We start from the raw sequence: 24,598 nt of genomic DNA, 5'->3' as shown, positions 1-24,598 counted from the left end.
AAACTCTCGAAAAAATTGACTGTCATGTTTTGTATATCTAGTTTTCAAAGAACATTAAGCTTCACTTTTGTGTAGCTAAATTATTTTAGCACATATTTAATTTTTTAAAATTATTTTTTTATTTTTTTTATTCTTATAAAAAGAAAATTTATTAAACCATTAAATAAGTTGCTAAATTATTTTAACATCAAAAATAAGAAACTCAAAGAAAAAAAATATATTTTTTATAAAAATAAAAATTAGGACTATTAAGTTGTGATGCACATTTTTTGAACTAAAAAAATACTAAAAATTAATTAATTTAAAAATTTCTAATTAGTTATCGTTTAACCAAAAAATAAACAAATATAAAGATATATATTTTTTATATATAAAAAGGAATAAATAATGAAATTGAATAGAGGACAATGATCAGAAATATATCTAATTTTTTATTTTATTGATAAAAAATATTTAGAATGCGTAGATTTTGATTTAAATATTCTTAAAAATCAAAAATATAAAATTAACTCTATTATTATCAATAATGACAACCATGACATTAAATTTAATCTTTACGATTTTTTTGTTGAAGTAGAAAAAAATTCAAAAATACATTGTATATTAAATTATCAAGAAACAACAATAATGAGAGATATAATACACAAAAATATTATCACTAAAAATAATGAGGGTCAGTTTTTTGAAATAGCCGATTTTAATAAATGAAATGCAGAAAAAAATATATTTAAAGATAAGTGAATCACATACAAAAATAAAAGTGATATCTGTTTAAATGTTACCGACTTAAAAACAATGGATAAAAAGACGTTAAATTATAGTGTTAAATCGTTTTTAGGAGGGAGATCAAGTTTATTTAATGCTTCAATAAATACAATGTTTAAATACCAAATCTATAATTTCAACGACCAAAAAATGAATGATGTTAACAATTTTAGGAATGTTAATAGTTTAGCTAGAACACTAACGTTAATAAGAAAATTTCGAGGTTTTATTATCTTCGAAAAAATATCTAGCAAAATTTTCGAAGATAATTTAAAAAAAATACATAAATACTTACCAAAATTTTTGAGTATGATGTTGGTTGAATCGCAAATATACAATTTAAAAGAGTTAAGAGAAATAATACACTTTATTTGTCAAAAATATAAATTTGAATTCAACCTAAAATATTTTTTTGATTTTATTTATTGCTTAAATTTCAATTTTTTAACAAAACAAAGCATAGAGGATGATCAAGAATTTGGCGGAGTAATATTGATTTACCCAAATCAAAAAATATACTTATTAGATGTTTCTTATAATAAGTATGACTTAATTAGTTTTATGGTTAGAAACACATCTTTGGATGTTCCTAGTTCAAAAAAATTTGAAATAGGTAGAATTTATAAAGAAAATGAAAATTATTATATTAACTTGTTTTTAAAAATAAGATTTAAACGCTAGTATTGTTTTTGATATTTTTTTATAAAAAAAGTTTGGTTTGCGCCAAACTTTTTGAATATTTATATTAAAAATGAATTAGTCTTTTTTATATGTAACAAAATTAATTAAAAATCTGTTGTTATTTTTATTAACTATCTTAATTTTATGGTCTTTATGATTATGATTTTGTATAAAGTATCTTAACAATTCAATATTATCAACTTTTGTATTCGATGATGTTAATTTATAGTTTTGTAAAACCAAATTATCATCTATGTACAAATCAATGATGTTAGGTTGTGAATTACTTTGACCATATATTTCGAAATACTCAGTATTTATATTGAAAGTAATGCTTGAATCTTCTAAATCAGTGAAAACAGACGTGTTATTTATTTTAGAACGAGAAATAAGTTCGTCATTAGTTGTTATTCTTCAACCTTTAGAAAATTCAATATTTTTATTATTAACATTTAAAATTGCGTCTGGTTTGTTATCGTTCATTAAATATAAACCTTTAATAACTAGAGCGTTACCACTTGAGGGGTTTTCATTTCTTGCTATCACGCTAATGTTATCAACCTCAATAGGGTTGAATCTTAAGTACTGGATAGAATCTGGGTTTGCGATATTTGACTCATATAAAATTTTTGGTTGATTGTTAATGGTTGTGAATATTTTTATATATGTAGGAAAGTTTTGTTTGTGATTTGTATAGTTGAGATATTTAAGCGTATTGATCAGAGTTGGTTGATGAAATTTTCACACAAATGTGTATTCTCTAGTATTTCACACTTCCAATCTTTTGTTTGCTGCTGAATTAGCATTGACAACATTTAAAAACGAAACATCTGACTCTCGAGGATACGGATCATTAGGGCTAGAGAAATCAAATTCATTAGTAGATATAATATTTTCTTTTGAAAGTTTTTTTATTTCATCAGGGTTAAATAAAGAGTCTTTATCAAGGATTCTTCTTGTTTGGAAGTAATAATTATCATTTAGATATTGATCTCATTTATTTTGATCAGGTTCGATTGTTTCAATATTATCTGTCAATGTGTTTCTTGTAAAAAGATATCTGTTACCATTTATTTCATAAACGGCTCTAAAAGTTCTGGAATTATCTTGATTTGTATAAATTTGGTATTCAAATTGATATCATTTTCCTTTTTCAACATTTGTTTTAGCTAATACTTTGTCATCATTTAATAATTTAGAGTTGTTATCACCTATTTCTTCAAAAACTCATCTTCCTGGTCTGTTGTTTGATGCTTCTACTCATTTACGCATTTTGAAGCGACTATACTCTGATGCTGATCCTATCAGTTTCATTTCTCCGCTTTCAGGTGCTTTTCACCATCCTTTAAATTTAATTAATTGGTAATTTTGATTGAAATAATTTAAATTTCCATCATAATCAAAAGGAGTTATTTCTTGCGGTTGAATATTAAAATCATTAAACCTTGTTACGGCCGCTAAGGCTGTGTCTGGTTTTTTTGGCGAATTTACTTGTTGGTTTGTTAGACTTGGGTAAATTTCGACACCCGGTCTGTTAACAACATTTCTTATTTTTATTTTAAATTTGTAATAAGGTACGTAATTTTTTGGTTTGTTATCTCATTCTCCAGGAACTATTTCAACATCAAATTCGTCAATCAAATCAAAATCTTTACCTGTATATGAGTATGTTATTTTGTAATCATCAGCTGGATTTATACTTATTGACGCACCTAATTTAGATGTGTTAGAATTTATTCTTATCTCTTTGATGTTAAAATCGCTATTAAGTGACGATGTATATTTTTTAAAATCAAAAACATATGGTTGACCTGCAACAATTTGATAAGGAGCTATAAAATCAGCACTATATTCAAAATTATTGGTTCTTGAATTATACAAATATTGTCCGCTAGCGTAAGAACTAGCAATAATATCAAATGCTGGATATTCTTGTGCTTGTTTAACATTTTCTTTTATTAAATCACCGCTGTATTTTAAGTAACTTTGGATTAATTGAATATTTGTTGAGTAAGTATTGTTAGCGTTTTGTAAGCTTGTTTTTTTAGATTGATTAGTTTCTTTAGCTATTAAAGCCTCGTTATCAGCAATTAATCTTTTTAAAGTTTCAATATCTTGCTCTAATTCTTCATAAGAATGCACAGATAAAATAAAATTGATTGCTCTAGAATATGTTGATGAAATTGATAAACCTTTATTGTACTGTTTTAAAGCATAGAAAAAGTTTAGACCAAAATAATCTGAAAGATATTTAGTTGTAATATTTTTACTTCAACTCTTACGGTTGTCACCACTATTTAATGTTCAATTTCTGAAGTTATCCACACCTAAAGTGTAGTTCATCAATGAATATAAACCGTATCAATCGCTACGATAATTTAAAGCTGCTCAAGGAGTAGAAAGTGTTTCTCAATTTCTTGATCATAACAGTTTTTCTGTGTAAGGGTTTCTTAATCGTGTGTCATCATTTAGAAATGATAAATTACCGACACTAACAATGTTTGTTCACCCATGATCTTTTATTTCATAAGGGTCTTGTTGATGTTCAAAGTTGTGGTTAATTTCATGATAATTAACTCACTGAGAAAAATTAAAAGATGTGTTTCCTGTTAAAAATTTTCCTCCACTATCAATAGGTGCATAAAGGAAATTACCAGCGTTTCAAGCTGCGGCGCCTCCTCATATGTCATCATTGTAGTTAAAAAACATTCTGACATTAAAACTTCTTTTTCATTTCATAGACATTTCTAAAAAATCATTTCACTTGTCTACTAAATCTTTTGGATAGACTATATTATTAATATTTACTCTTCCTATTTGATCATTTGAATTAAAAGGAATAAAAAAGTTAAAATATTTTGAGTTAAACGAAACTTCTGGAGCTGTAATTAAACCATCTTTTATTTTTTGAACTTGTTCATTTCAGTTCTGTTCATTTGTGTAATTTGAGTTATATTCTAACATTTCAATAGCGTTTTTAATTGTAAAATCACTGTCAATTAAATTACCATTATCCCACATGTATCTTCTTTGGTTAAAACTAATGGTTCCCCAAAAGGAGTACCAAATTTAAAAGTTTTAGTTATGGGATCAATCATTGAAAAATTGATTTTAAATTCACTTCTTACCCGCGGATATCTGTTTGAAATTCTTCCGGTATTATTAAATTCATAGTTGTTTCAATAATGTTGGTTAATTATTATGCTAAAAGTGTTAATTTCAGTTGTAGGTTTATTTTGATATTCTTTTTTTAGATACTCATAAAAACTATCACTAAATTTAAGTTCTATCACTTCACCTGCTACTGCATATAAACCTGTATTAAAAATACCTAACGTATCTTGCCCTAAAAGAAAGTAACGTTCTAAACTTGGTGTTTGGTCACTAACTTGTTTTTGGTGAAAATTAATTGCCGCAGGATGTTGTTTTAAAGCATTGTTGGCAATTTGATTTAAAATAAATTCTTGAGAACTATAAATTTCATTAGGTTTATTATTTAAAGAATTTTCCCCTACTGTTTCATTTAAAACCAAATCAGAAATATTGATTTTTTCTCCATTATGCATAATAAAAGAATTTTCGTTTCTTCTGCCTTCGTAGTTATTATCGTAACCTGGATATCTAAAACCAGAAGAAGCATACATTTTATTTAATTGCGTTTCGTATGTTTGGTGGTTCGCTTGACGCGAATGATATGCGATATTTTTAATTACAAAATTTGAAGGTCTTGCAACATTAGAAGCCAAATTTAGAAATTCAGGATTAACGTTTAAACTCTCTAGTGTATCTTCTGATACTTCCACAGAATCTAATTGATATTTAACTCCTTGTGGGTTAGTTACTATACTTCAGTATACACCAGGTTCTTTTGCGTTTAAAACATTTGATGATTCGCTTAGTTTTTCGTTATTAAAGAATCACTCGTAAGTAAAATTACTTTCTTTATTATCAATAATTAAATTGATACCTTTATTTGTTGTTATTACAAAATTATCATTTGATTTTATTAATAAGTCCTCAAGTGGATTATGATTAAAAATTAAATATTCTTTTGTATTTAAGTTATAAAAGTCAAAACCTTTATATGTGACATCTAAATTCAAAATTAAAATCTGCGTATCAGAGTTATTTGTTTTTTCGATTTGGATTTCATATGAATTTTTATTTATATTTTTATTATTTAAAATTCAATTGTATTTGTTAACTTTAAAATTGTCGCCAAAAATAAAATTAGCTGTAACACTTGAAATTTCGCTTTCAAAATAACCTTGATTTGATAAATTTACTTGTGTTTGGTTTATTAGTTGTAATAATTCAGTTTTTAATTCCTCGTATTTTTTATTAATTATATTTTTTTGATCAATTAATCATTCATGCATTTGTAAAATAGAAGAATTTGCACTATTATAAGACTCTAAAGTATTGGTTTTTACAGCTAAATCAATTATTTCAGTTATTTTGCTTTCTAATTCAAATCTTATTTCTTGATATTTTTTATCAAGTAAGTTAGATAAATAAAATTCTTTTTGAATTTTTGCAAAATCTAAAAAATCATTTTTAGCTTTTAATAATTGCTCTTGATGTTTCTCAGCCAATACTTTATCTTCAATTTGTTGTTTTGCTAATTCGTGAATATCGCTAAGTTGTTTTGTTAAATCGATAATTAATGATACATCTAAATCCTCATTAAATGAATTTATAATTTCTTCGATTTTTTCTTTGGTTTTTTGAGTTATTTGCGGATGATCATTTTTTTGATCATTAATAAACTCATTAATTTCAGAATATGTTTTATTAAAATTTTCTATTTTACTTTGTTTATAGGCTTTTAGGTTGTTGTCAATTTTTAATTTTTCTTCTTCATATTTTCCTAATAAACTGATCAATTGTTGATTTTTATTGCTAAAAGTGTCAATTAACTCTTGGGTAACTTTATAACTTGAATCATCTATTTGAATAAGTGACAATTGCTCGTTAATTTCTGATACTAAATCTTTATACTCATCTTCTATAAGAGAATTTTTAAAATCTAATAACGATTTCATATTTTGATTGTAGTTGTTTTTAATTTCTTCAAATTTATTAGACAAAATTCTTTCATGATTCATAAAATCTAACTGTTGTGAAAAATATGAAGGTTTGTCTTTGTAATTTTTGTATTCATTTTTTAGATATTCTAAATTATTGTTATCTTGTAAGGATGAAATAATATTTAAAAAATCTTGTATCTCTCTAGTTAAATCTGTGAACTTTTGTAATTTTGATTCTTCCAAGATTTTTTCGACACCATGCGCAAGAGTTAAAAATAAATTGTGAAAATCTTTAACTTGTGATTCATATTCTTTTTGTTCTTCTATTTTTTTATCTAATTCTTTTTTTTGAGAATTGAAGTCATTTCTTAGTTCTGTTATTTGTTTAAGAGTTTTTTCAACTGATGAAATATCATCACTTAAAATTCTTGAATTTAAATCTTTTAGACTTTTATTGAACTTTTCATAAAGATCTTTATATTCAGATTTATTTTTTATTGACTCTAAGGCGTTATTAATAATTGCACTTTGATCACTAAAGTCTTTTCTTAGATTAGCAATTTTTTGCAATTCTTCACTTTTTTGGGAAGCGTTTTTTATTGAAATAATTGTAGTTGCGGCGGCAGCAGCAATAACACTTGTAGTCATTACCGATGCACCAATTATGATTTTACTTTTTCTTTCCATAATGCTCCTTATAAATGGTTTAAATTATACATTTTTACAGATTAAAAAAATATTTTTTAAAATAAAAAAAAGAGACAAAAAGTTGAATTTTGCCTTTAAAAATTAGTAAATATTAACTTTTTGTAAAATTTGATTAAATAAACAAAAATTCTTATAAACAAAATTTTAGATTTTATAAATTTTTTTTAGATATTTTAGAGACCGTTTTTATGTTTATTTTTTTCGCTTTTTTATAAAATATTAATTCGTTTTAAGGGACACTTCTCCTTATACCTGTATAATGATATTTAATATGAGTAATAGATTTTATAAAAATAACATTTTTGATAAATTTGCACAATGAATTAATTTGGGTGAACTCGAATCTTTAAAAAACGCATATATAGAAGAGGATATTCAAACTACTCAAAGAGATAATTTGACAATTTTTTATCCAACTATTGTTTTTGACTTACTACCTAGTGCTAGTGATTTTTTTAATTTAGAAAATAAAATAAGAAACTGTAAAGAACCTGTTTTTATACCTAAATATATATTTTCAGATTATTATAAAACTGCTGATATTTTTTATGAATATATAAATTTAATAATTACAAGCGACTATAAATTTCATAAACTTTCGCCTTTTGTTGCTGGTGATAGTATCAGAGCCAATAACGAAAATGATTGTTGAGAATTGCACATTGATAAAGGTTTAATTAATGAGGAAATACAAAATTCTGTGTTATTGGTTGTTGATAAAATGAGGGCTATTGGTTTTAGTGATTTTGACTTAAAAATAGTAGAAATTAAAGAAGATGATACTCAAGTTAACGAACATCAAAAACAAATGAAATTATCTGAACAAGAGTTTGTTAAAAAATTAGAGCAATCAGCTAAGGGTGATTTTGTCAAATCTTTAGATAACGCTTTTAAGGACAAAATAAATTTTTCTAATAGCAATTTCAAAAGTAGAACTTCTTCAAAAGAATACATCACTTACACGATAAATAATTTAAATGTTGAAAATGAAATATACCAAAATAAAGATTTTAATGTCAATTTAAAAGGAGTTGTTTTTAGTAAGGATCACTTTTTAAGTAAAAACAATTATAATGTCTACACCTTTTTAGTTCATGATTTTAGCGACGCTATCGAAACAAAATATATTAGCAAAATACCAATGAGCGAAAAAATAAATATTGGTGATAGTGTTGAAATATTTGGTAATTTAACCAAAAATTACGCAAATATTAATTATGTGATGGTTGATAGAATCATAAAAACTGCTGATTTATTTGAAAAAAGAAGCGACCAAGAAAAAAACAAACGTGTTGAGTTAAGTGTCAGAAGTAAGATGAATACAATGGATGGGCTTTTAACTCCTTCTGAAATTATTGATATAGCCAAACAATTTAACCACAAAGCAGTCGCTTTAGTGGATAACAATTCCGTTCAAGGTTTTCCTGAATTTTACCATTCGGCCAAAAAAGCAGGAATCAAACCTATTTATGGTTCTTCTATTAGTTGTATTTCAAAACACAACGAAGCCATTTATGATTATTTTGATAATTTTGACTATTCTCAACAAATAAAAGAGTGTTCATATGTGTCTTTTGATATTGAAACAACTGGTTTAAGTCCTCGTTTTGATCAAATTATTGAATTTGGTTCTGTTGAATTAAATGCAAATGAAATTATCAACGAAAATCAACTTTTTGTAAAAGCTACTATTAAATTAAAAGATTTCACAAAAAATTTAACCAATATTACTGATCAAATGCTTGAGGAACATGGTTTAGAAATTAGAGAAGCCATGTCTAAAATACATCAGCTACTTAATAATAAAATCGCAATTGCGCATAATGCTAAATTTGACTTAAATTTTGTGAATCAACTTTTATTTAAGTTAAATATGCCTAAATTAAATACACTTTTTATTGATACTATGACAGTTTCTAGAATTGTCTTCCCAGAGAAAAAGAAACATACACTAGAGTCGTTAGCTGGTTTTCTTGGCGAAAATTATGACGAAAAAATTGCGCATAGGGCTGATTATGATGCTAAAGTGTTGGCGCATGTTTGAAAATTATCAATAACCAAATTAAATAACATGGGTATTTATACTTTTGAAGATTTAAAAAATTACAAAGACGAGACTCTATATCACAAAAAATTCAGTAACGAAATTTCTTTTCTAGCTTTAAATCAAGATGGTTTAAAGGAATTGTTTGAATTGGTTTCACACACACTTACTAAAAGATATTACTCTTCACCTAAACTTTTTATAGAAGAAATTAAAAAATCGCCTAATTTATTAATTGGTTCGAGCTCTCTTAAAGGTTTTTTAATTGATAAGTTATTATTTTCAAGCGAATATGAACTTAGAAAATGAATTCAGTTTTTTGATTATATTGAAATACCTGCCCCTAGCGATTTTAATCATTACATCGAAAGCGGAGATTATACACTTGAACAGATTCAACAAGCACTTAAACATCTTTTTGATTTATCAAAAGAATATAACAAAATAGCTGTTGCTGTTGGTGATGTTAGATATAAAGATCTTAGAGATAAATTAGCATATAAAATGCTTGTTTACAGTAAAGGAATAGGTGGGGAAACGCATTATTTATATAGCTATCGTAAAAAAGATAATTTAAAGTTGCCTGATAGTCACTTTCAAAATACTAAAGAGATGCTTGAACAATTTGCGTTTTTAGGTAATGTACAAGATTTAAATGACTTAGTTATTAATAACACAAACAAAATCGCTGATTTAGTTAGTGACATAACAGTAATTAAAGATAAATTATATGCACCTAATTTTGATGATTCTCCAAATAAACTCAGAGATTTGGTTTATAAAAATGCTCATTTAAAATATGGTGAAAATTTACCAAAAGTAGTTGAGGATAGGATTAAAAAAGAATTAGAACCTATTATTAAATATGGGTTCTCTGTTGTTTATTGAATAAGTCATATTTTAGTAAAAAAATCTGTAGAAAACGGATATTTAGTCGGTAGTCGTGGTTCGGTTGGAAGTAGTTTGGTGGCGACTTTAAGTGAAATTACTGAAGTTAACCCCTTAGAGCCACATTATACTTGTGATAATTGTAAATATTTTGAGTTAGCAAACATACCAGGAATAACAAGCGGTTATGATTTGGATGACAAAAATTGTCCAAATTGTAAAACAAAGATGGATAAAGATGGACAAACTATTCCATTTGAAACATTTTTAGGATTTAAAGCTAACAAAGTTCCTGATATTGACTTAAATTTTTCAGGTGAATATCAAGGAGAAATTCACAACACCGTTAGAGAGTTGTTTGGAACAATGCATACTTTTAGAGCCGGAACAATTTCGACTGTCGCTGAAAAAACATCATTTGGATACGTTAAAAATGCTGTTCAAGAAAATAAATGAATGTACAGCAATAATTTTATAAGTTATTTGAGTAGTAAAATTTGTGGTGTAAAAAGAACAACTGGTCAGCACCCAGGCGGTATTATTATTATTCCTAAAGAATTTAGTGTCGAAGATTTTACGCCAATTAATTATCCTGCTGACGATACTAATAGTGATTGAAAAACAACACATTTTGATTTCCATGCAATTCACGATAATGTCTTAAAACTAGATATATTGGGACATTTAGATCCTACAGCTATAAGGATGTTAGAAAGAATTTCAGGTATAAACGTAAGAAAAGACATACCAAAAAAAGACAAAAAAGTTATGTCGCTATTTAGTTCAACTAAAGCGTTAAATATAAAACCAGAACAAATTGGAAATGAGCCTACAGGCGCTTTAGGTATACCTGAATTTGGTACAAGTTTTGTTAGAAAAATGCTTGAGCAAGCAAACGCTCAAAGTTTTGCTGATTTGGTTTCATTATCAGGATTATCACACGGAACAGACGTTTGATTAAATAATGCTCAAAGTTTAATTGTTAAGGAAGGTAAAACACTTAAAGACGTAATATGTTGTCGTGACGATATCATGGATTACTTAATAAAAAAAGGTGTAGATCCGCTTGAATCTTTTGTGATAATGGAGCAAGTTAGAAAAGGTAAAAGTATTAATCCTGATCAAGAGAAAATGCTTAAAGAAAAAAATATTCCTTCATGATATATCGAAAGCATGAAAAAAATCAAATATATGTTCCCTAAAGCTCATGCCACCGCTTATGTTTTGATGGCTTGAAGAATTGCTTGATTTAAAATTTACAAACCATTGGAATATTACGCTACATATTTTACAACTAGATGTGAAATATTTGATATTGAGAACATGGTTGATGATTTTGGCGCAGTTAAAATAAACAAAAGATTACAAGAAATAAATAGTAAAGAGCAAAAAGAACGTTCAAACAAAGAAGTTGCTTTAATTTCTGTACTAGAATTAGCTAGAGAAATGTATGCTAGGGGATTTAAAATTTCTAACATAGATCTAAATAAGTCGCTAGAAAATGAATGAGTTGTTGATCATAAAAATAAATCTTTAATTCCACCATTCAATACTATTGATGGTCTAGGTGCAGCTGTTGCAAAATCCATAGTCGAAGCAAGAAAACAAAGAAGTTTTATGAGTATTGAAGATTTTAAGAAAAGAACTACAGTTAACCAAACAAAAATAAATGATTTTAAACGATTAGGTATTTTTAAAGATTTAGATGAAACTGACCAAATCTCTTTATTTAAGCTTTTTTAAAGAATTAAAAAACCGAAACTTAAGTTGTTTCGGTTTTTATAATTTTGCTTTTAAAAAAACTAATGACTCAATATGAAATGTATTACTAAAACAATCATAAGAATCAAAACTAACTATTTGGTAGTTATTTTGGATAAATAATTTCAAATCTCTTATTAATGTTCTAGGATCACAAGAGATATAAATAACATCGCAATTATTTTTAGTGATGTTATTTATTAATTGCTTAGATAAACCTTTTCTGGGTGGATCTAAAATAATTAAAGAATCTTTTGAGTCTTTGATTTGAATAGACAACTTTTGAGCATCAAAAACTTCAAAATTAAATTTATTAATATTATTAATTTTAGCGTTTTGTTTGGCATTATATATAGCATTTTCAACAATTTCATAACCTATTAATTCTGTTTTGTGATTAGAAAACATTATTCCTAAACTTCCTACGCCACAGTATATATCATAAATTTTTTTATATTGGTTTTTTTGAATAATTTCTTTTGATTTACTAATTATCTTGCTAAAAGAACTTAAATCAATTTGGAAAAATGAATCTCAAGAAACAAGAAATTTTTTGTCCATTCATTCAATAAAAAAAGGTAAGTCTTTAAGAATAACTGATTGATTTTCACTCACTAAAACAAAAGTCATAATTTTTGAATCTTCAATAATTGTGTTAAAAATCGCTTTGTTTATTTTCTGTATATTATCAACTTCTAATATTACTTGAAACTCCGAATTATTAGAACGTATGGTTATGCCTTTAATTTGTTTTTTATCAGATAATTTTAATTTATTTAAATAATCGGTTATTTGTTTTAATTTCAGATTAACGCTTGAGTGATTTAATTCAAACCAATCCGCTTTTATTAATTCATTTGAATTAAAAACAAATGAATAAAGATCTAAATTACCTTGATTATTAACAACATATCTATATTTTGCTTTATTACGGTAGTGTATTTTTTGTGCCGAAGAATGAAATTTTACATTTAGATTTTTTAATTCTGGAATGGATCATTTCAATATTAAATTTATATAATCCTCCTTAATTCTTAATTGTTCTTCATAATCAATTCCATAAAAACATGCACACTGAGTTTCGATTAAGAATTTATTATTATCATTAATTCTAAATTTAGAAGTTTCCAAATAATTTAAAACCTTAGCGAATGCGTAATTTTTATTTGTTTTTATAACTTGACAAGTGGCCTTTTCACCTTTAAATAAGCCACTTGTGAAAATTTTATAACCTGATTCTAATATAGATATGCCTAAACCTTGGTAACTTATATCCGTAGCAGTTAAATTTAAAATTTCATTATTTTTTATCTTCATCTTTGTCGCTCATTAATTTTTTATTAATTTTATTCATTAGCTGTTCAACATCCATATATAACATATCTAACTTTTTGTTATTTTCGTTGAATAATTCAGATTCTTTTTTTTGTCCATCTTTTAAATCTTTTTCGTGGTTTTCTTTAGATGATTTTTGTGTTTTTCTAATTACGGCAACATCAAAATTCTGAATTTTTATTTTATTAAAAGTATCATCTGCTTTGCTGAATGTATACTGTTTTATAGGTTCAAAAAATGTTTTACTATCTTTGTCTCTGACAATTAAAACATCAGTGTCTCTAGTTGGGTATATTTCAATAACTTTATAAGGTTTTTTACTTGTATTTTTAAATAATTCTTTACCTTTATTAGTTTTAGGTACATATAAAATATCTTTAGCTCTTATTTTTTTTATGTGTCCATCACTTGTTATTAATGTTAAAACATCATTAAATAAAGCTGTTGTAAAACAAGTTACATAATCACCATTACTTAAATATAAACCTTTATTTCCTTTTGCTTTTGTTCCGTAAATGTTTACGTCGTTTTCGCTATATTTTGTGCATAATCCTTTGGCAGTTACGAAAATAACATCCTTCATTGAGTTACTTAAACAAGCATTAACAACTAAATCATCTTCACTTAAATTTATTGCAGTGTATGTTTTAACTAATCTTGTGACTTCAAAATCTTTAATTGGCGTTTTCTTAATTTGTCCATTTTTTGTGGCAATAACTATGTAATCATTAACATCTCAATCACTAATTTCTATAACACTAACAACTTCTTCATCTTGTTTTAAATCAACAAACTCAGTTAAATGTGTTCCTAAATCCTTTCATTTAGATTCGTTTATTTTATAAATAGGAATAAATGCATAATTACCTAAATTCGTAAAAATTAAAAAAGTGTCTAAAGTGTTTACTTGATTATAAAAAGTTAAATAATCGCCTTCTTTTAACACATATTCTTCAAAATTATTAGAGGTTATAATCTTTTCACTTAAACGTTTTATATACCCTTGTCTTGATATTGCTACAGTGATGTTTTCGTCTTTAATCAAGTCTTTTTCGTCATAATTAAAATCAAAATTTTTGGTAGATATTTTTGTTTTTCTTGGCGAAGGAAATTGTTGTTTTAAATCCAATAATAAATTGATTAAAAAACTTCTAAATTGTTTTGGGTCACTTAAAAGTAATTCAATTCGTGAAATTTCTTTTTCTAATTCTTCTTTCTCTTTTAGATAAAGATCTTTATCTGTTTTGCTTAATTTATATAATCTTAATTCTGCGATTGCTGTAGCTTGATTAAGTGTAAAATCAAAAGCCTTAATTAAGTCTTGTATAACTCCTGATTTAGAACCTGTACTTTTTCTAATTACCTCAATAACTTTAGATGTGATTTGAGCCACTTTTAAAAATCCTAATACAAGCTCTAGTCTTAATTTATTTCTTTCTAAATCATAAACAAGTGTTTTAGTTTTTATATCTTTAACATGTTCTAAATATGAATTTAAAAGCGATTTCAAATTCATTAATTTTGGCGAATTGTTATCAATTGCAACACTATTATAAGAATAATTTATTTGTAAATTAGTTTTGGAAAAAAGGAAATTTAAAATACTTTGTTCGTTTGCATTTTTTTCAAGAATAATACAAATCTTAATTCCTTCTCTATCAGACTGATCTTTAACATCAACAATACCATCAATATCGCTGTTAGCCAATATCATTTCTATGTCATAAACTAATTGACTTTTAACAACTCCATAAGGGATTTGGGTGATGTTAATGTATTTGTTCTTGGAATTTTGCTCAATATTATATTTTGCAAATAATTTTATTTTTTCTTTTTGAAGTTTCCCATATTCTAATGCTTCTAGAACCCCTGCATTCCCATATATAATCCCACCAGTAGGAAAATCAGGACCTTTAACGATTTTGGATAAATCTTCAAAACTTGCGTTAGGTTTATTAAGTAATAAAACAGATGCATCAATGATTTCTTCCAAATTGTGCGGAGGCATTTCGGTTGCCATACCAATAGCAATACCTGTAGCTCCATTTACTAGCAAATTAGGGAAAATGCTTGGTAAAATAGTCGGTTCTTTTTCAGAGTCATCAAAATTGGGTGCAAAATCAACTGTATTTTTCTTTAAATCACCAAGAATATAGTTGGCAACCTTACTTAATCTCACTTCTGTATAACGCATAGCAGCAGCGGGATCGTTATCAATAGAACCTACATTACCATGCATATCTAAAAGCCTAATATTCATTTTTCATCATTGAGACATATTTACCATTGCCTCATATACTGAAGTATCACCATGAGGGTGATATTTTCCAATAACATCCCCAACAACTCTAGCTGATTTTTTGTATGGCTTGTCATTAAACAAACCTAACTCGTGCATAGCATACAAAATTCTTCTCTGAACCGGTTTTAAACCATCTCTAACATCTGGTAAGGCTCTTTGTTGAATAACGTATTTACTATATCTTCCGAACCTATCAGCCATGATTTTATCAAGTGATTCTTTTATTATTTTATTTAAAATTTCTTCTCTTCTCATATTGGACCTTACTTAATTTTAATAAAAATATTTATTTTTTAAAATCTCAGTGGAAAAAATAACAAAAAATGCCAAAATATGTATAAAATAGTATATATAATAACAAATTATATATCGTGCTATCTTTACAAAAGTATTTTTAAGTAAATTAAATTTGATCGAAAGGAAAAAATGACAAAAAAAGAATTTATCGCTAGAATCGCAGAAAGATGCGATGTTCCAGTTAAAAAAGCTGACCAATTTTTTGAAGCATTTGTATTCATTTTAAAAGAAGAATTGATTGCTGAAGAAAAAGTTCAATTATCAGATCTTGGTACATTTTCTACTCAAATTAAACGTGGTCGTGAAACAAAAAATGCTTTCACAGGTAAACCACTTGTAATTAGAGAAAAACGTGTTGTTAAATATAAACCATCTAAATATTTAAGAGAAATCGTTGACTTACGTCAATAATTAGATGTAACTTAAAAAATCCAATATTCCAGGAAATGTTAATTCCATTTTTTTGGAATATTTTTTTATTATTTTTTTATTTATAGCTTTGTTGGATTTTGTTAATTTGTCAATTAATTTAGGGTCAACAAGATAAAACTCCAGATCATTAGTAAACATAAAAATATAATATGCAATTCCTCCAATATTTTGAATTTCAATTAAAAAGTTTAATTGATGATCTATAATCGAGCCTTTTTCAATTCTGTCACTATTAGAACTTTTAGCTTCAAAACAAACGTATTTACCTTGATAACAGCCAATATAGTCAACCGTACTTTTTAAAAGGAAAATGTTTTGTTGTGTTATCTGATCAGAAATTTTTGTAGGTTTTTTACTGAATTTATATGGTATTGATTTTTTCTCAATAAAAGCAATTTTGTGGATGTTGTAAAAATAGATGCTTTTATTGATAATACTCTCAAGCAACATCCCTCTGTTTTTTGTGTTTAATGTTTCGTGCACGTTTATATTTATATATTTTGGACACATTTACACTAAAAATACACTTTTTAAATACTTTATTTTTAATCCTTCATTTTTTATATAAAATTTTATTAAAGAAACGGAGTAAATAATGAAAAAAACTGTTATTATCGGAAACTGAAAAATGAACAAAAACTTTTCAGAAACTCAACAATTTTTAAATGATTTTGATAAATTGTATCAAGATAAAAAATCTTTAATTCCTGCTGAAGTTGATTTCGCTGTTGCTGTTCCATTCACTAATTTAGCTGCATTTAAAGAAAATAAAGTAGCAAAATTAAACGTTGCTGCTCAAGATATGTCAATGCACACAAAAGGAGCATACACAGGTGAAATTAGTGTTTCTATGTTAAAAGATTTAAACACAAAATACGTAATCTTAGGTCACTCTGAAAGAAGACAATACCACAATGAAAATGATTTTCAAGTTAATGCAAAGGCTAAATTAGCAATTGAAAATGGAATTGTGCCTGTTATTTGTGTTGGTGAAACTTTAGAACAATACGAAAAAGGAGTAACTAACGAAGTAGTTAAAGAACAAATTTTGGCTTCTCTTAAAGATTTAGATCACAAGAAAATTATTGTTGCTTACGAACCTGTTTGAGCAATTGGTACTGGAAAAGTTGCAACTCCACAAATTGCTGAAAACGTATGTAAATTTATTAAAGAATTAACATCACACGATTTAATTGTTCAATACGGAGGAAGTGTAAGTCCAAGTAATATTGCTGAATTACACTCACAAGAACACATTGATGGTTTCTTAGTTGGTGGAGCTAGCTTAGAAGTTGATAGCTTTACTAAATTATTAACATTAGGTAAATAATAAAAAACTCACAAAGCTTATTTGAAACAAATTCAAATAACACTTGGTGAGTTTTTCTTATTCTTGTTCTTTTTTTAATTTTAAAATATTGATATTAAATTGAGCAATATCATTACTATTGATATTGTTTATGTTTGAATTTAATTTATTTAAAATTTGTGTGTTGTTCTTATCAATTAAATTCAAATTATTAATTTTTTTAGTGTTTTTGAAAATATGAAATAGCTTAAAACTTCCATATATTAGTGCACCTAACATAATGATTAATGATAGAGTAAGTGACAGAATCCACAAAATGTTTCAATGTCCTAAATAATTATTTTCGATAGCTTTATCTTGAATCCATGTTGTTACTTGTCATATTCCTGCTGTCGAAAATAAAGCTGAACCTATAATTGCTCAAATAGCTATAATTTCGCTTTTTAACATCTTTTTAACATTATTATTTTTTAAAGAAATATTTTGCTCATCAATATATTTTTTGATATTTTTGAACAATTCTTTAGCCTTTAAATTCAAATCTTGGTTAATTAAACTAGGGATGCTGATGTTAGACTCTAAATTTTCTACATTATATATTTGAACAATAAAATTTTGATTAATGTAATCTTTTTGAGTATTAAGTTGTTGATCTAATGATATTTGGTCTATATTCATAATTTTTAATCTTGTGTAAAAATCTAAATTTTTTCGATAGTAATATTGTCCTCAAAATAAATAAGAGTATGCTATGGCCACTTCACTAATATAAGCTGAGTTTATCTCAAAATATTCAAAAAATTCATCCACTTGCACAATTGTGTCGTTATTGTCCAAAATTTGCTCAACGCTTGTGATGTTTTTATTTGTTTGGTTAGTTATAATTTTAAAATTAAAGTATTTTTTATTGATGTATTGATTATTATATAAAAGTCATTTAAATTCTTTTATTTGCTCGTCAGTTAAAAATTCTAAAAAATCAGTTAATATTGATGCTAAATCTTCTTTTATATTAGCTAAAGTTTCTTTTTGCATTTGAAAAATAAGTGTAATTGTATTATCGGGCATTTTAACCAAATAAACACTATTTTCAAGTGATTTTAGGTTAATTTTATTAGCTTGTGCACTGTAAAAATCTAGATAATTTTTTCTAGATAAAATATCTAAGGCAACGGGTATATTAATTTGTTCATAATCGATTTCATATTTTTTTAAATGTTTGTTTTCTAGTTTTTGAAGTACTAATAAGTGTTTGTCAATATCAAAAGATAATTTATTAACATCTAAATTTTCTTTAATTAAATCTAAATAAATTCTGTTGATATCAACATTGATTATAATCTCTGTTGTGAACATAAAACTCCTTTTTTTAAATAAAAATTATAAAAATAACACTTATTTAAAGTGTTATTGAACGTTGATAACAGCATATGTCAAAAGAACAATTATAGATGCTAAAATAATCAAAACACCTAAAATGGCAAGAAAAATTAAAGCCAAACGTTTTTTATAAATTTTTCTGGCTTCCTTATCTTTTTTATAAGGCAAAAACTTCTTTTCAATCTTGCTTAATTCTTTTTCTCTTATGCTTCTAGGTACACTTGAGATAGCATCAATGTTTGTTCTTAAAATTGGATCATTGATTTGTGATTCTTCAGCTTTGTCAATGTGTATGTTTAACTCTTTTTGAATATGTTCATTTGATGTTTGATTTTTGAGTTCTTTAATTTTATCTTTAATATCAAGCATAACACTATTGTACATTTTTTTATTGGCTAGCTAATAAAAAAATGATGATTAATTGAATATAAATAAAAAAATAATAACCAAATAAAATTGTACTTATTTAACTGTTTTATAGTAAAAAAGCATAAAAAAATGGTGGAGATGCTGGGAGTCGAACCCAGGTCCACACCAAGAAGTTTTAACTGCGTCTACAAGTTTAGTTTATTTTGAAATAATTATAAATTAATGAATAAACAAACATTAATTTTATAATCTCTAAATTAAATTCATTTTTGGTTATTTAGAATCACCAAAAACTATCCCTTAACCTACACTTTAAATCCAGGGCAAATTTAAGTGCAACTTACTTTTAATTAAGCAAAAGCAAGATTTGATGATTGTAAACTCATCATAAATGATGGATTTACTGATTTTTCTTGTTTGTTTCCGTTTAAGAAAGCCTAGTAGTATTTTAGGTCTACAACTCCACTGCAACAATTAAAGTCCTTGATATGTCGAAACCATTACACCCCCAAAAATAATTAGTAAAACTTAAGTGTTTTGGCTATTTGTTTTTGTGTTTCTTCTTTAATGATTTTATCACGTTTATCGTGTTTTTTTAAACCTTTAACCAAGGCAATTTCTAATTTAATTTTACTTTGATTATTGAAATAAATTTTAGTTGGGACAATCGTTAATCTTTTAGCTTCGCTTTCAAATTTTAGTTTTAAAATTTGATTTTTATGCATTAGTAATTTACGATCTTGTGTGGGATCACACTTTACTAACATATATTGACCAAAATAGCTATCTTTAAGATATATTTCATTTTTGTAAATGGAAATATAGCTACCAGATAAATTTACATGGGCAGCTCTAGCGCTCTTAACTTCTCATCCTTGCAAAACTATTCCGCACTCGAATTTTTCAATTATTTCGTAGTTTCTTAAGTCTTTTTTATTATCATTAATTATTTTCATAATCTAATAAATTATACATTATATAATTTATTTATACAGACATAACGAGGTAAAAATGAAGACAAAATTAAATACATATGTTAAGGCAAAACTAATTGATAAAGATGATTTAATTTTTGAGTTAACACAAGATGCCAAAAAAGGTGATCTTATAAATATTAGAGCTTTAACAAGTGATGTAAATTTAGATTTTATTAATGAAGCGCTAGAAGAATTTTGAAACAAGGAAGTAGAAAACAAAACTTTACAACTTAAGGAAAAAATCAAAAATTCCAAAGAGTTCAAAGACATTTACAAAGACATTCAAGAAAAAAACGAAAAAATTTCTGAGCTTAATGATCAAATAAAACAATTACAAGTTGATATTAAAAGTTCGCAACAAAGTTATAAAAATGAATTAAAAAACCAAAAAGATGAACTACAAAATCAAATCAAGAAAGAAAATGATCTGGAAAAATTAAATTATCAAAAAGAAATAAATAAAATTACTTTTGATAAAGAGGTTTTACAAACAAAATTAAAAGATACTGAACAACAAATAATTTCACTTGAAGAAAAACACAAAAATATTTTAGAACAAGAGAAAAAGAACTGAGAAGAAAAACAACAATTAAAATTAAACAAAGAAATCTCCGATATCAAAAATGCTTTGAAATTAAAGGAAAATGAATGTGAAAATTTAAATGACAAACTTAATAATTTAGAAAAGATTTTAAATTTAGAGCACGAAAAAGCTATTCAACAAAAGCAAAATGAATTCGAAAAAGAAAAAATGGATTTAGAGTCTCAATTACAATTAGAAAATAAAAGATATGAAGATCTTCTTGAACAAATTGAAAATAGAAAAAAATACGGAACAAAAGAAATTGGTGAATTAGGTGAAGAATACGTTAAAAATAGCTTAGAAGAAGAGTTTTCTGGGTTTGATTTCTTAACAATTAACAAAACAACAAACAATATTAATGGTTCAAAACCTGACTTTTTAATCGAATTTTGAGACAGTTCTTTTAGTGGTGAAAAAAATGATTTTAGTTATCCTAAGATTGGTGAGTGTATCATTGAAGTAAAAACCAAAGCAACCGATGAAGGAAGTACTAAGATCTCAAGCCATTTAGCTAAATTCGAAAAAGATCGTAGAAACTTTTCTAAAAACCCTGACACTTACGGGTTACTTGTTACTGATTTAGAACCAAAATTAAATTTTCTTTTTAAAATGGATCCTAAATACCCTAGAATTATAATTGTGCGTTTTGAAGCGTTAGTGCCATTAGTTCGTTTAATTCACACAATGATTTTAAAAGAAAGTAAAATGAAAATTGAGCAAGTAAATCTTAAAGATACAGAAAATTTAATTAAAGAATGAGAAGATCTTAAAGATGATATTTTTAAAAATTCATTTAAAAATTTAAATTCACATATTAATGATTCGGTTAAATTAATTTCTGATTCAATTGATAAATTAACAAAAGCTAAAGACGAACATCTTAGAATTGCTCTTTTTAAAAATATGAAAACAATCGAAAATAAAATTAATGGCTTCAACTTACAGAATAAAACTAAAAAACTAGAAAATAAAATTAAAGCCACAGAAGTTATCGAAGTAATAAGTGAAGATGATGAAGAAAATGAAGCTCACAAAACAATTCATGTGAAATTGTTTTAATCAAAAAACAATATAAAATTAAGGAGTTAATTACATGCAAACACAAATTCAAAACTTGAAAAAATTACAAGCTTCTTTTGTAATTTTGCAATTAAAAGCTAAAAATTATCACTGAAATGTAGAAGGTTTTGACTTTTTTGAGACACACGAAACATTAGATAAATTTTACGATGATACTACCGAGCAATTAGATGCGTTAGCTGAAAAATTAGTTATGTTTGATTTACCTGCTCTTGGTAGTTTTAAAGATTCACTAGAGTTATCTTTAATTAAAGAAGATGAAACTAAAACTTACAAATCAAAATATATTTTTGAAAACTTATCTAAAGATCTAGAAGTTATTTTAGAATTTATTTCGGAATTTACAAATGTTGATTTTAGAATCCAACCACTATTAGATGAAATTGTCATTTATGCACATACATGAGCGTGAAAATTCAAAAAATCAACTAAATAATTTTTTAAAAACAACCTAAACATTGAAATCGACCGCACATGTTTAGGTTGTTTTTTTATAAATTTAATAAAAAAATGATGCTGATTATTAAAGCATCATCTAAATTAAAACTAAAGTATATTATTTACGTAATCCAAATTCTGTTAAACATCTGTTGTATTCATTAATATCACTTTCTCTTAAGTGGTTTAATAATACACGACGTTTAGAAATTTTTGCCATAAACCCACGACGTGAGTGGTTATCTTTTGGGTTGTTTAAAAAGTGTGGTTTTAATGTTTCAATATCTTCTGTTAAAATAGCGATTTGAACAAATGTACTTCCTGTATCTTTGTCATTTTTACCGTATTTTTTAACTAATTCTGCTTTTTTAGCACTTGATATCATAATTTCTCCTTGTTGTATAAATTATGTTTTACCCAAGTCATAAAAGTACTTTATAACCTAGAATAAAATTTGCGATATGCTTTTAAATTATAAATGTTTATTTAAATATCCCAAATATTTTTATTTTACTTATTCATCTACAAAACAGCGCTTTAATAATTTTTAATCAAATCAATAAAATATTTTTTAACTTGATTGTAGTTATCTTCTTCAGAAAATTCTTCTGAAGAATTATTAGAGTTTAATTGTTTTAATATTTCAACAGTTACATCCAAATCATGTTGATAATCATAAGCAAAATCGATAAAATAAAGTGAGTAGTTACCATCTTTATCACTTTTTAAATAACTATAATATTTGATATTTTGCACATAAGTATAGCATGCGTATATACCTTTAGGTAGTTTTATAGTATAAGTAGAAGTTTTTAGAAATTGATTACTCAAAAGTTTTGCGCTTATAACATAGTTGTAAACTAATAATTCGTTTACTTGGTTAAATTGGTTTTCTTTTATCATTTCTTTTAGTGTTGAAGTAGAAATTTTGAAATTATTGAATTTGAAAAAATCGATAATATCTAATGATACATTAGTGTGTTGATTGATGCTAAAAGCATCATATTTAGCTGCTTTACCGTATCTAAAGTCTTTACCTACAATTATGTTGCACTCTTTATTTTTTGTAAGTTTTTCAATAAATTCAAAACCATCTAAAAGTGAAATTTTTGAAAATTCTAATTTTAGCGCCGCATCAAAAATGTCTAAATTAGCTATAACTCACTCTTTTGCTTGTTCATCGCAAAAAACCTCCTTATTCTTAGAAGGAGGTAAATTGGAATTATCAAAATAAACTAAAACTATTCTGCTTTGTTTTGTTTGCTTTAATTCAATAGCTTTTTTAAAAAGTTGGTAATGACCCATGTGCAGTGATTCAAAACTCCCTAAAACAAAAATATCGTTTTTTTCAGGTTCAAAAGTGTCTAAATCATAAATAAAGAAATCTTGTTGCGAAGAAAAATTCATTAAATGAGTTTTAACTCCTTAAGTTTTAAATAAACACCATCATATTCACAATCTAACGCATAATCTTTAGCAACTCTTTTTATTTTATCATTGGCTTTATCCATGGCAACACCATAAAAAGAATCTTTAATCATCTCATAATCATTAGAGCTATCACCAAAAGCAATCAAATTATCTAAAGAATACCCTAAATATTCACATAAATATTTTAGTGTTGTACTTTTGTTGACTCCTTTAGGCGAAATAAATAAACCCTTGCTTCATGTGCTGTTTATCTCTATATCTAAGTGGTTTTGTTCAATATATTCAGTTATTTTTTTGCTTAGATTTTTAGCGTCATCGCTAGCTATTGTTATTAAATGAACTTTGTTGTTTAAAATTGCTTGTTCATCAAAAGGTTTGTAATTGTGAATATTTGGGCGAATGAATCAAGTATCTAAAGGTGTGTTAGGTGTAAAGTAACAAATATTTCCTACCGCCACTAAAAAACCGTTTATTTGATTTTTAAAATGTTGATAAATTTGAATAACTACCTCGCCACTAATAGATTTTTCATAAATCATTTTTTGTGTTTCACACTCATAAACAAAACATCCGTTTGCTCCTATAAAATAACTAGGCTGCAACTGTTGCAAGAAATTATTGATAGTAGAAAATTCTCTTGCTGTAGATACAACTGTGGCGATTTTATTTTCTTTTAATTTAGCGAATGCTTCAATTGTTTTTTCGGAGAATTCACTATGTCCATTAGGCAAAATAGTTCCATCAACATCAAAAGCAGCAACTTTAATTAAATCTTTTAAATTTTTCAT

General features: G+C 25.8%; 17 protein-coding genes and 1 other RNA gene. 6 read left to right on the top strand and 12 right to left on the bottom strand.

Features of this window, described 5'->3' with window-relative positions; all coding sequences use genetic code 4:
- Positions 1–387 precede the first annotated feature (387 nt).
- The gene (locus V2E24_RS02135) at positions 388–1,446 is read left to right on the top strand and encodes an HpaII family restriction endonuclease (protein WP_330500778.1); all 1,059 of its coding nucleotides are present in this window, start codon (positions 388–390) and stop codon (positions 1,444–1,446) included.
- A gap of 75 nt (positions 1,447–1,521) precedes the next feature.
- Here the strand turns inward: V2E24_RS02135 and V2E24_RS02130 are convergent, their stop codons facing one another.
- Together V2E24_RS02130 and V2E24_RS02125 are read right to left on the bottom strand one after the other, a co-directional pair.
- Positions 1,522–4,467, bottom strand: a complete 2,946-nt coding sequence (locus V2E24_RS02130) for a hypothetical protein (protein ID WP_330500777.1) — start codon at positions 4,465–4,467, stop codon at positions 1,522–1,524.
- A complete protein-coding gene (locus V2E24_RS02125) occupies positions 4,446–7,163 on the bottom strand; it encodes a hypothetical protein (RefSeq protein ID WP_330500776.1) in 2,718 nt (905 codons plus the stop codon). Before V2E24_RS02125 ends, V2E24_RS02130 begins: the two co-directional genes overlap by 22 nt.
- Positions 7,164–7,455: 292 nt before the next feature.
- Between V2E24_RS02125 and V2E24_RS02120 the strand changes: the two genes are divergently transcribed.
- Positions 7,456–11,859, top strand: coding sequence for a PolC-type DNA polymerase III (locus V2E24_RS02120; RefSeq protein WP_330500775.1), 4,404 nt, complete (start codon positions 7,456–7,458; stop codon positions 11,857–11,859).
- Between the two features lie 36 nt (positions 11,860–11,895).
- Here the strand turns inward: V2E24_RS02120 and V2E24_RS02115 are convergent, their stop codons facing one another.
- Positions 11,896–13,194, bottom strand: coding sequence for a class I SAM-dependent RNA methyltransferase (locus V2E24_RS02115; protein ID WP_330500774.1), 1,299 nt, complete (start codon positions 13,192–13,194; stop codon positions 11,896–11,898).
- On the bottom strand, positions 13,178–15,769 hold the full coding sequence (locus tag V2E24_RS02110) for a DNA topoisomerase IV subunit A (protein ID WP_330500773.1): 2,592 nt from the start codon (positions 15,767–15,769) through the stop codon (positions 13,178–13,180). The genes V2E24_RS02115 and V2E24_RS02110 overlap by 17 nt, the downstream gene beginning before the upstream one ends.
- 147 nt (positions 15,770–15,916) lie before the next feature.
- On the opposite strand from V2E24_RS02110, the gene V2E24_RS02105 reads away from it, so the two are divergent.
- Complete coding sequence (locus tag V2E24_RS02105) at positions 15,917–16,222, top strand: HU family DNA-binding protein (RefSeq protein WP_330500780.1); 306 nt, start codon at positions 15,917–15,919, stop codon at positions 16,220–16,222.
- Here the strand turns inward: V2E24_RS02105 and recU are convergent, their stop codons facing one another.
- Positions 16,223–16,726 carry a Holliday junction resolvase RecU gene (recU, locus tag V2E24_RS02100; protein WP_330500772.1) on the bottom strand — a complete coding sequence of 168 codons (504 nt, stop codon included), beginning with the start codon at positions 16,724–16,726 and terminating at the stop codon, positions 16,223–16,225. It lies immediately after the preceding gene.
- A gap of 112 nt (positions 16,727–16,838) precedes the next feature.
- Here recU and tpiA point away from each other — a divergent pair, with 112 nt between their 5' ends.
- Positions 16,839–17,573, top strand: a complete 735-nt coding sequence (gene tpiA / locus V2E24_RS02095; RefSeq protein WP_330500771.1) for a triose-phosphate isomerase — start codon at positions 16,839–16,841, stop codon at positions 17,571–17,573.
- A gap of 57 nt (positions 17,574–17,630) precedes the next feature.
- On the opposite strand, the gene V2E24_RS02090 is transcribed toward tpiA, so the two are convergent.
- From V2E24_RS02090 to smpB, 4 genes are all read right to left on the bottom strand, one after another.
- Complete coding sequence (locus V2E24_RS02090) at positions 17,631–18,908, bottom strand: hypothetical protein (RefSeq protein WP_330500770.1); 1,278 nt, start codon at positions 18,906–18,908, stop codon at positions 17,631–17,633.
- Positions 18,909–18,959: 51 nt separating this feature from the next.
- Entirely contained in the window at positions 18,960–19,316 is a 357-nt protein-coding gene (locus tag V2E24_RS02085) for a hypothetical protein (RefSeq protein WP_330500769.1), read from the bottom strand.
- Positions 19,317–19,431: 115 nt separating this feature from the next.
- Positions 19,432–19,811, bottom strand: a transfer-messenger RNA (tmRNA) gene (gene ssrA, locus V2E24_RS02080).
- Positions 19,812–19,819: 8 nt separating this feature from the next.
- The gene (gene smpB, locus V2E24_RS02075; protein ID WP_330500768.1) at positions 19,820–20,257 is read right to left on the bottom strand and encodes an SsrA-binding protein; all 438 of its coding nucleotides are present in this window, start codon (positions 20,255–20,257) and stop codon (positions 19,820–19,822) included.
- A 55-nt stretch (positions 20,258–20,312) separates the two neighbouring features.
- Here smpB and V2E24_RS02070 point away from each other — a divergent pair, with 55 nt between their 5' ends.
- A complete protein-coding gene (locus V2E24_RS02070; protein WP_330500767.1) occupies positions 20,313–21,920 on the top strand; it encodes a DUF2130 domain-containing protein in 1,608 nt (535 codons plus the stop codon).
- 34 nt (positions 21,921–21,954) lie between these two features.
- Positions 21,955–22,377 (top strand): Dps family protein, encoded by a 423-nt coding sequence (locus V2E24_RS02065; RefSeq protein WP_330500766.1) that lies wholly within the window; start codon positions 21,955–21,957, stop codon positions 22,375–22,377.
- A gap of 120 nt (positions 22,378–22,497) precedes the next feature.
- Here V2E24_RS02065 and rpsO read toward each other — a convergent pair whose 3' ends face one another.
- From rpsO to V2E24_RS02050, 3 genes are all read right to left on the bottom strand, one after another.
- A complete protein-coding gene (gene rpsO / locus V2E24_RS02060) occupies positions 22,498–22,764 on the bottom strand; it encodes a 30S ribosomal protein S15 (RefSeq protein ID WP_330500765.1) in 267 nt (88 codons plus the stop codon).
- A 152-nt stretch (positions 22,765–22,916) separates the two neighbouring features.
- The gene (locus V2E24_RS02055; RefSeq protein ID WP_330500764.1) at positions 22,917–23,786 is read right to left on the bottom strand and encodes an FAD synthase; all 870 of its coding nucleotides are present in this window, start codon (positions 23,784–23,786) and stop codon (positions 22,917–22,919) included.
- Entirely contained in the window at positions 23,786–24,598 is an 813-nt protein-coding gene (locus V2E24_RS02050) for a YcsE-related riboflavin metabolism phosphatase (protein WP_330500763.1), read from the bottom strand. The genes V2E24_RS02055 and V2E24_RS02050 overlap by 1 nt, the downstream gene beginning before the upstream one ends.

It is taken from the genome of Mycoplasmopsis ciconiae (assembly GCF_036350065.1).
Lineage (GTDB): Bacteria > Bacillota_I > Bacilli_A > Mycoplasmatales > Metamycoplasmataceae > Mycoplasmopsis > Mycoplasmopsis ciconiae.
This window is presented reverse-complemented; position numbering and strand designations above follow the sequence as displayed.